This window comes from Stenotrophomonas geniculata ATCC 19374 = JCM 13324, assembly GCF_001431625.1.
Classification (GTDB): Bacteria; Pseudomonadota; Gammaproteobacteria; order Xanthomonadales; family Xanthomonadaceae; genus Stenotrophomonas; species Stenotrophomonas geniculata.
Map to the genome: position 1 here is coordinate 18680 of NZ_LLXT01000013.1, position 8887 is coordinate 27566.

6 protein-coding genes are annotated in these 8887 nt (G+C 58.4%); 3 read left to right on the plus strand and 3 right to left on the minus strand.

Features of this window, described 5'->3' with window-relative positions; all coding sequences use genetic code 11:
- The first annotated feature begins 31 nt into the window (after window positions 1-31).
- From ARC63_RS00850 to ARC63_RS22575, 3 genes are all read left to right on the plus strand, one after another.
- Window positions 32-211 (plus strand): 30S ribosomal protein THX, encoded by a 180-nt coding sequence (locus ARC63_RS00850; protein WP_004150462.1) that lies wholly within the window; start codon window positions 32-34, stop codon window positions 209-211.
- Between the two features lie 223 nt (window positions 212-434).
- On the plus strand, window positions 435-2018 hold the full coding sequence (locus tag ARC63_RS22570) for an alpha/beta fold hydrolase (RefSeq protein WP_158003713.1): 1584 nt from the start codon (window positions 435-437) through the stop codon (window positions 2016-2018).
- On the plus strand, window positions 2015-4606 hold the full coding sequence (locus ARC63_RS22575) for an AAA-like domain-containing protein (protein ID WP_158003714.1): 2592 nt from the start codon (window positions 2015-2017) through the stop codon (window positions 4604-4606). Before ARC63_RS22570 ends, ARC63_RS22575 begins: the two co-directional genes overlap by 4 nt.
- Before the next feature lie 225 nt (window positions 4607-4831).
- On the opposite strand, the gene ARC63_RS00860 is transcribed toward ARC63_RS22575, so the two are convergent.
- The 3 genes from ARC63_RS00860 to ARC63_RS00870 form a co-directional block, all read right to left on the minus strand.
- Window positions 4832-6082, minus strand: a complete 1251-nt coding sequence (locus ARC63_RS00860; protein WP_057502288.1) for an alkaline phosphatase family protein — start codon at window positions 6080-6082, stop codon at window positions 4832-4834.
- Between the two features lie 418 nt (window positions 6083-6500).
- Entirely contained in the window at window positions 6501-6992 is a 492-nt protein-coding gene (locus tag ARC63_RS00865; protein ID WP_005408696.1) for a methylated-DNA--[protein]-cysteine S-methyltransferase, read from the minus strand.
- Window positions 6989-8467, minus strand: coding sequence for a DNA-3-methyladenine glycosylase 2 family protein (locus ARC63_RS00870; protein ID WP_057502289.1), 1479 nt, complete (start codon window positions 8465-8467; stop codon window positions 6989-6991). The genes ARC63_RS00865 and ARC63_RS00870 overlap by 4 nt, the downstream gene beginning before the upstream one ends.
- Window positions 8468-8887: the final 420 nt, after the last annotated feature.

Genomic DNA, 8887 nt, shown 5'->3' on the forward strand with positions numbered 1-8887 from the left:
AACCAGATTTCACATTTGAGGAGTTGAAGACATGGGTAAGGGTGACCGCAAGACCGCCAAGGGCAAGCGCTACAACGCCAGCTACGGCAACGCCCGTTCGCACACCGCGAGCAAGGTCGCCGTAGGCGCCGCCGCTCCGGTTGCCAAGAAGACCGTGGCCAAGGCTCCGGCGAAGAAGGCTGTGGCGAAGAAGGCCGTCGCCAAGGCCTGATCCGGCCCAGACCGGTTCAACGAAAAACGCGGCGCCTGGCGCCGCGTTTTTTTATGCCCGAGAGAGTAACCGCCTCTATTCGAAGAACGGCTCAATGAGAACCATCTTCTTGAATGCGTGATCAGTAAGAGTTAACGTTCTTGCATGGGGCTTGGTGTGTTATCTGCGTGGATGCACGTCATGGCTAAACTACAGGTGTGGTATTGCAAGGAAGGCTAGGGACGTGAGTCACAAGAAGATTTCTAGCGGGTGGTATCACTATGAAGAGGATTCTGACCTCGTTGTTATATTTGTGCATGGCTTCTTTTCAAGCCCGGAATCATGCTGGAGCGACGGCAATGTGATGTGGCCCGATCTTTTACTTCAGGATCAGCGAGTTCCAAGTTGCTCCCTTTTCATGGGGACGTACCACACGAGCTTGTCGAGCGGAAACTACGGGATCTCGGATTGCGCTGCGGAGCTGATGGCATCGCTTAAGCGAGTTGATTCAAACGGTCGGCGTGCGCCTATAGAAAAAAAGCATATTGCGTTCATATGTCACAGTCTGGGCGGAATTGTTGTGCGCCATATGGTTGACTACTATTCCGATGAATTTGAGAGCCACAAGATCGGCCTGGCGTTGATTGCGTCGCCATCTCTAGGCTCGGATTATGCAAAATCCCTGAGCGCCTTCGCTGGATTCTTCAGAAACAGAGTGGGGCAGGATCTTCGGCCTGGTAGTCAGGCTTTGGAGGAGTTAGATAGAAGATTCATGCGCTTCCTGGAAAGGCGGCCTGCAGGGTCCTTCTTTGGTGTTGAGGCTATTGAACATCACTCCATTTTTCTTCTCAAATTTCTCCCTGATTTTAAGCCAATAGTGTCTTCGGCTTCTGCTGGTAGATACTTTCAGAATTCAAAGCGGATTCCGGGCACTAATCATTCGACAATTGTCAAGCCGAGTGGGCTGGATCATCCGAGTCATGATTTCATTGTCGACTTTTTCTCGGCGGAGATATTTAAAGGGACTGGTCAGGTCGCTGTATCTAAAAATCAGTACTTGATAGATCCAACTGAGGCGCTCTTTGATTTTTACGATCCAAGTGTTGAGAAATTTTACTTGGAGCGTGCAGCGGATCAGGAGCTTAATGCTTGCTCAAAGCTTGGGAGTGTTTGGGTGGCCGGTCCCTCTGGGGCAGGTAAGACTTGCGCTCTTCGGCGGCTTAGCGCCAGCCAGTATGAAAAGACCGTCGAAGTGTGTCTTGCGCAGTGCTTTTCGGACGATTCGAGGACGGAGATTGTGGCAGAGATGCTCGATACTCTACGCCAGTTTGGATACGTGCAGGCAGTGGCAGAGTCGGATTCCCCTTATCAGGTCCTAGTTAATAGTCTGGTTTCCGTTGCCAATGGTCCGGTTACCGTAGTCGTTTCAATTGATGAGGTTCCAATTGGCAATGGCCGGTCCACTATCAATTCACTTCTTTCTCTTGCCTTTGACCTTCTTGTTGCTGTCTCGCAAAGAGGGAGGAGAGGATTAAGATTTTTCATCTCCTCTATTTATCATCCTGATTTCGATCTTCTGGACGGGCGAGATAAATTTATGGAGAAAGTTCAGTTGGTTGAATTCGTTCCGTGGAGTGACGCTGAACTGCTGGCACTCTTTGAAATTGCTTGTGAGGCACTTCCGGGTCTAAAAGGGTGTGATCGGAATGCGCTGGTGGCCAGATCTGCAGGGAATCCCAGAGAGCTAAAAAAAATGCTCCGTGAGTACGTACGATTTGGTGAGGTTGCTCCAGTCGATGGGGTTGTTTGCATTGGGAGTGTGTCGTGATTGAGGCTAAGTTGAGGCCAAGGACTATAATCCCAGCGCACCTCTATGTTGAGAGGCCGGCCGACTCTCAGATAATTCAGATAATTGAAGAAATGGGGCGGCCTGGATATGTTTTGGTTGCGCGTCAGATGGGGAAGACAAATCTTCTCTTGAATGCGAAGCGAAAATATGAGGGGGCAGATTGCAGCTTCTGCTATTTTGATGCATCAAATTCACAGCCTGACCTTAGGTCTTTCTTTAGAGCGCTGATTGACGTTTGTATCGATGGCTATCCTGATAGGTTTTCCGTAGCGGCTCAGAAAATCCTTGACGCGCGGAGGGCGACTTCACTTCTTCTTCCGCACAAGGAGCATGAAGTCGAATTGAGATATCTCCTTGGGGGTTTTTCCGGGAAGATTGTGATCTGTATCGATGAAATTGATGCGATTACCAGGACCGCTTATTCGGATAGAGTATTTTCGCATATTCGCAGTACCTATTTCTCGGGGAGAACAAATTTCCCTGAGTTTGAAAGGTTGACGTACGTCCTTTCTGGGGTTGCTGAGCCATCTGAAATAATACGAGATAGGTCCATTTCTCCATTTAATATTGGTGAGAAAATATACCTGGAGGATTTTACTTGTGAGCAGACTCAAGAGTTAATTGATAAGTCTGGCGTTAAATTTTCTGCAAGTGTTGTAAATGAAATATATGAGTGGGCTTCCGGTAATCCTCGGATGACCTGGGATATATCTTCCGAGGTTGAAAGGCATCTTTTGGCTGGTGACGTCGTCGATGTGAGGGCGATCGTCGAAAAACTGTATCTTGATCGATTTGATAGGCCTCCCGTCGATCACATGAGAATAATAGCTCAGACGGATCGTGACGTCCGCGAGGGGTTGATGTCAATTCACTACGGAAAGGGGGCGTCTGTCTCTGATTTGGTTAGGAGTAAGCTCTATCTCTCTGGTATATGTGGGTCGCTTCGAAATAGCTCCCTGCGTATTAAGAATAAGATTATTGAGTTGGCCCTTTCGGAGGCATGGCTTCTTGAGGTTGAAAAGGGATCTAACTCCCTGAGGGATTATGCAATAGATTTGTTCAGGCAAAGGAAGTTTAGAGAGGCGGCTCAGGCATTTGTCGAATTCGAGGGCGGCAGCGTTGAGCCTGATGAGCAGCTTCTCTTGGATTTTTATTTGGGGTCATGCCTCTATTTTTTGGATGACTATGACGCAGCTGCGCTGAGGTTGGAGAAAGCGTCAGCAATCAGTCGTGTTAATCAGCGTGATCTTTATCTGACAGGTCGATCTAGGCTTGGTAGCAGCCTGCTGCGTGCGGGGCGAGCGGACGAGGCGATGGTCGTACTCGAGGAGTTGTTAGGTGAGACCAGTTCGGAGTGCCCTGAAAAGCGTTCTCAATGGTACTTCCAGGCATCAATTAATCTTAGTAGCGCGTTAATGAATATGAAGCCGCCCCAGCTTAGTCGAGCTTCTCAGATTTGCGAGTCGGTTATCTCGCAGTTGTCAGGATCGAAGTTGGGTGATATGGAGTCAGGTTTTTTGCAGATGGCATATGCAACTCGATCATTAGCTCTTGATTTTCTTGGGCAGAAATCGGAAGCTCAAAAGAGTCTTCAGTTGGCGATGGGGTGTGCCTCCGCCAGGGTGATGCCATCGCTTGTCTTGGAGCACTCCCTTCGCTTTGAGTCGGGGGAAGAAAAAGTTCGCTCAATTCTAAAAGCCTTCAAAATGGCGGATGAAGCGAAATGTCCGATTTCAGAAAACTCCTTTGATAAGGAGCGCTTGAGCTCGGAGGACTGCTCTGCCGCAGTGTTTGATGTTTTCTCATATCACCATGGCTCCGACTCGGCAATTGATGGATTTCTCGAGTATGCGTCTAATGAATCAATTGGGCATGAGGTCAGCCCCGCTGAAGTTCTGGGGATGGCAGCCTTTAGGTCGCTTTCTTCTACTGTAAGTGAGTATGCAGGACCTCTATTTCGGAGTGCAGCCCTCCTTGAAAATGTCAAGCGAGGCGACGGGCATCGGCTCCTGGTTGCTTTGGCCATCATCATGGGAGGGGTGGCGAATTCATCGCTGGTTGCGTTGCGCGATTTGTTTGCCCCCTATCTGAGAGAAGGGCGCGGAAAGTTTGATGGACGTGTAATCTTCGTTCTAGTGGATTCCATGCTTCGCGGTGAGAACCGAGAAGATGCTCGAAAGTTGGTCGCGGAGGCTGCTGAGGGCGCAGGCCTTGACTTGGAAGGCGAGGTCCCATCGGAAGATCTTGATGCGCTGCTGATCTTTGCGCTTGACGCTGTATGTCGAAACCCTGGAGAACTTGTACTTCAGCACGTTCAGATCATCAAGCGAATGAATGAGGCTATCGGTGTGGGAGCTTTTGGGCAATCGATGCTATTTCCGCCGAACTTCCGTGACGAGTTTGGTCAATTGCTCGTGAGGTCTGCGCCATTCCTCGCTCCGAGCTCCGGAAGGTTCGGACGTAATGAAGTAGTTACTGTAAAGCGTAGCGACGGAACGCAGATTAGAAGCAAGTACAAATACATTGAAGGGGAAGTGAAACGAGGGCTTTCTTACGTAGTTAGATAGTGAGCGATTTCTCATGCGAACTTCTACGAAGTAATTTGATGAGGATTTGTGATGACCCTTGCCATCTCCGGTGCCTTGCGCTTCTTTGCTTCTGATTAAATTGAAGCGAGGTTGCAACCAAATGGCGGAGGCGCGCGTCTACTGACGGTACCAAGCAGGATTCCTGCTTGGTACCGTCAAATGCTGTGCTGGATATCGCTACATCAGCTGGTGATGAAATGTAGATCAGCGCAGGGTCTTCTTCAGCGTTTCCGGATTGCCGTCGTTCGGCGCGGCCGGCACCTGCAGCAGGTGCGCCAGCAGCGGGTAGACGTCGACGTTGTCGAAGCCATCGATCACCAGACCCTGGCGGAACGACGGCCCGCTGGCCACGAACACCGCGCGCATGGAGGGCAGGGCGTTGTCGTAGCCATGCGAACCTCGATCCTGCTTCGCGCGCTTGGCGATCTTCTCCTGGTGAAGGGCGTCCCAGCCTTCATCCATGGCGCAGACGATGGCCGGAACCCGCGGATGGGTGCCGTAGTGCCAGCGCGCCGGCAGGTTCTCCTTCTTCCAGCACTCGTAGTGCGTATGGCGGCCGAGCAGGGCGCGTTCGGCTTCCGCTTCGCGGCCGGCGACCGGCGCGAAGCCCACCGACTGGCCCTGGCTGACATTGCGCGCGATGGCCGGATTGGCCATCGATTCGGTGGCGATCACGTGGCCGTCGGCGACACTGGCCATGCCGTGGTCAGAGACCACGATGATGTTGGTGGTCGCGACCAGGCCGCGCTGTTGCAGTCCATCGAGCACCTGGCCGACGATCTGGTCGGCGCGCACGATGGCGTCGGCGTACTGTTTCGACTCGGGGCCGTAGTTGTGGCCTGCCTTGTCCACGTGTTCCATGTACAGCGTGGTCAGGCGCGGTGCATCGGCATCGGTCTGCGCCAGCCAGTCGAGCACGATGCCGGCGCGCTGCTCCAGTGGTTCCTTGCCATCGTAGACGCGCCACTGGCTGGGGCGCACGCCACGGATTTCCGACTCGCTGCCCGGCCACGAGGTGGTGGCGGTGCGCACGCCGACGTTCTCGGCGCCGACCCAGATCGGTTCGCCACCCCACCAGCCGCTGGTAGTGACCGCGTCGCGGTTGCTCAGTTCGAAACGGCCCAGGGTTGCATCGTCCATGCTGTTGTTGACGATGCCGTGGTGGTCCGGGCGCAGGCCGGTGACGATGGTGTAGTGGTTGGGGAAGGTCAGCGACGGGTACGAAGGCGTCATCCAGCGCGCGCGTACCCCGCCGTCGATCAGTCGCTGCAGATTCGGTGTCAGGCCGCGATCCAGCGCATCGGCGCGCAGGCCGTCGATCGAGATCAGCAGCAGCTTCGGCGGTGCAGCCGTTGCAACAGTGGTGGGAACAGAGGCGGAAGGGGGGGGCGCGGTGGTGCAGGCGGCCAATGGCAGCAGCAGCGCCAGCGCGCAGGTCAGGCGTACGGAAGTCATCCGTCCATGATAGTGCGAGGTAATGACGCGCCCAAGACACGGCGCACTATGCGCACTATCGCGCGCCGTGTCCGCGCATTTTTCCTTATCCCCGCGCCTGTCGGCGCGCCCCCTTCAACAAGAAGGGGGCTTTTCTCCAGACAGTTTACAGACGCTTCCATACACGCATGGCGTGGATCTACCGTGTCGACCAAGGTCGACACCTACCCACCGCCGCGGGAATCTGTCGGAGGTGGGGCGGTGTGGGTGGGCAGGACCGTTGGCGCCATGGATGGCGCCATCGAGCCCCCATGGATGGGTTTACGGCGTGTCCTGCCCACCCATACCGCCCCACCCAACGCGTAGAAAATCGGAGCTGTATTGGCTCTTGACCTTGCCGTTGCCTCTGCGGGTGCCGGGCGCAGCCCGGCCAGCCCTCTCAGGCGAACAGCGGTGCCTGGCGCTGTTCCAGCCGCAGCAGTGCAGCCTTGGTTTCCAGCCCGCCACCAAAGCCGGTCAGTGCACCGTTGCTGCCGATCACGCGATGGCAGGGCAGGATGATCGGCAGCGGGTTGCGGCCGTTGGCAGCGCCGACCGCACGGGTCGCACTGGGCTGGCCCAGATGCTGCGCCAGCTGCAGGTAGCTCCAGGTCTGGCCGAACGGAATCAGCGCCAGCGCCTGCCACACACGCAGCTGGAACGGCGTGCCACGCGGCGCCAGCACAAGGTCGAAGCTGTTGCGCTCGCCGTGCAGGAACTGCAGCAGCTGTTCGCGCGCTTCCGGCAGCGCATCCGGCGCGTAGTGCCAGTCATCGCGTCCGCGGGCCGGATGGCGGTTTTCGGGGAAAAGCACATGTGACAGGCCACGCTCGTCACCGGCGATGGTCAGCACGCCGATGGGGCTGTCGAAACGATCGAACAACAGGGTCATGTCGGTTCTCCAACGAAAGTGCCGGACAGGTGCCACAGGTGCAGCACGGCGTAGGCGCGCCACGGGCGCCACGGTTGCGAGCGTGCTTCGGTCGCACGCTCGCTCAGGCGCTGGCCTTGGGCGTGGCCGAGGACCTGCTGCAGCACCAGGTCACCGGCGGGGAAGGCATCGGGCTGGCCGAGTCCGCGCAGGGCGATGTACTGCGCGGTCCACGGGCCGATGCCGGGCAGTGCCACGCAGCGCGCAACGAATTCCTCCAGTGCCTGACCGGGCCCGAAGTCGAGCTGGCCGCTGGCGCAGGCAGCGGCCAGCGCACGCACGGTGGCGGCGCGGGTGCGCGGCAGGCCGATCGATTCCAGCGGCGCCTCAGCCAGCACCTCGGGCGCGGGGAACTGGCGATCGAAGTCCGATGGCATGCCCGGCAGGTGCGCGCCATAGGCATCGACCAGGCGCCGCGCGAAGGTGGTGGCTGCGGCCACGCTGACCTGCTGTCCGAGCACGGCGCGTACGCCCACCTCGAAGCCATCCCAGCCGCCGGGCACGCGCAGCCCGGGGCGCTCGGCGATGCCACGCGCCAGCAGCGGTTCTTCGCCCAACGCGGCATGCACCTGCTGCAGGTCGGCATCCAGATCGAATACGCGGCGCACGCGGCGCACAATGTCGGGGATCAGGCGCGGATCGACCGCGCCCAGCTGCAGGCGCAGTTCCGGGCGCTTCGGGTCGGCAGTGACGCGCAGCAGGGTGGGGCGCTCCGGCGTGCCCAGCACGCGTTGGTAGCTGTCTTCGCCGATCAGTTCGATGCCGGGCAGGCTGCGCTTGCGCAGGAAGGCCAGCATGCGCGGGAAATCCAGCGGTGGACGGTACACCAGGCGCAGTACCAGGCAGCCGTCATCGGCGGCCAGCGGCTGGTGCTGGCGACGCAGCGCCGTCGGCGCCATGCCGCAGCCCTGCAGGAAGGCGGTATTGAAGCGGCGGAGGCTGTTGTAGCCGGCGGCCAGCGCAACATCGGTCACCGGCAGCGTGGTCTCGGTCAGCAGCTGCTTGGCCAGCAGCAGGCGATGGGTGGCGTGGATCTGCCCCGGCGTCGCACCCAGGTGTTCAACGAACAGGCGCTGCAGCTGGCGCGCGCTGAGGCCGATCTTCTGCGCGAGGTCGGCAACCGGCTGCTCCTGCAGGAAGCCGCCATGGATCAGGGCGAGGGCGCGCTGCACGGTCTGCCCGGCCAATGCCTGCTGTGCCTGCGGTGCCAACTCGGGGCGGCAGCGCAGGCATGGACGGTAGCCGGCGGCGGCGGCCGCAGCGGCGGTCGGGTAGTAGGTGATGTTGCGCGGCTTCGGTGGCGGTGCCGGGCACACCGGGCGGCAGTAGATGCCGGTGCTGCGCACGGCGGTGAAGAACACGCCGTCGAAGCGTGCGTCGCGGGCCAGGCGGGCGCGGTCGCAGGCGGCGGTGTCGAGGGCGAGGGCGGTGTCCATGGCGCCAGTCTAGGCGTGTGCGGGTGGAGATACTCGCCACATTCGGACATGGATGCTGAAGGGCGTCAGGTCGGGCTGTGCCCGGCACCTGCGGTAGTGCCGGCCGCTGGCCGGCAACGGCAACGGCAACGGCAGAAGCTGGTTTCCTGTGGGGAGGCGGGGTGGGCCCGGTTGCGGGAGACGCCGTAAACCCGTGGGGGCTTGGCCGCGGCAAGGGTGCCGCGGCCAAGCCCCCACGGGGTTAGGGCGTCTCCCGGAACAGGGCCCAGCCCTCCCCCCGACAGTAAACCAGCTCGTCCGGTTTCCGTTGCCGATTGCCGCCCAACGCCGGCCCTACCGCAGCCGCCAGGCTCAGGCCGACCTGCCGCCCTTCAGCATCCATGGCCGAACCTGCCGAGGATGTCATCCCGCCCTCGGCCA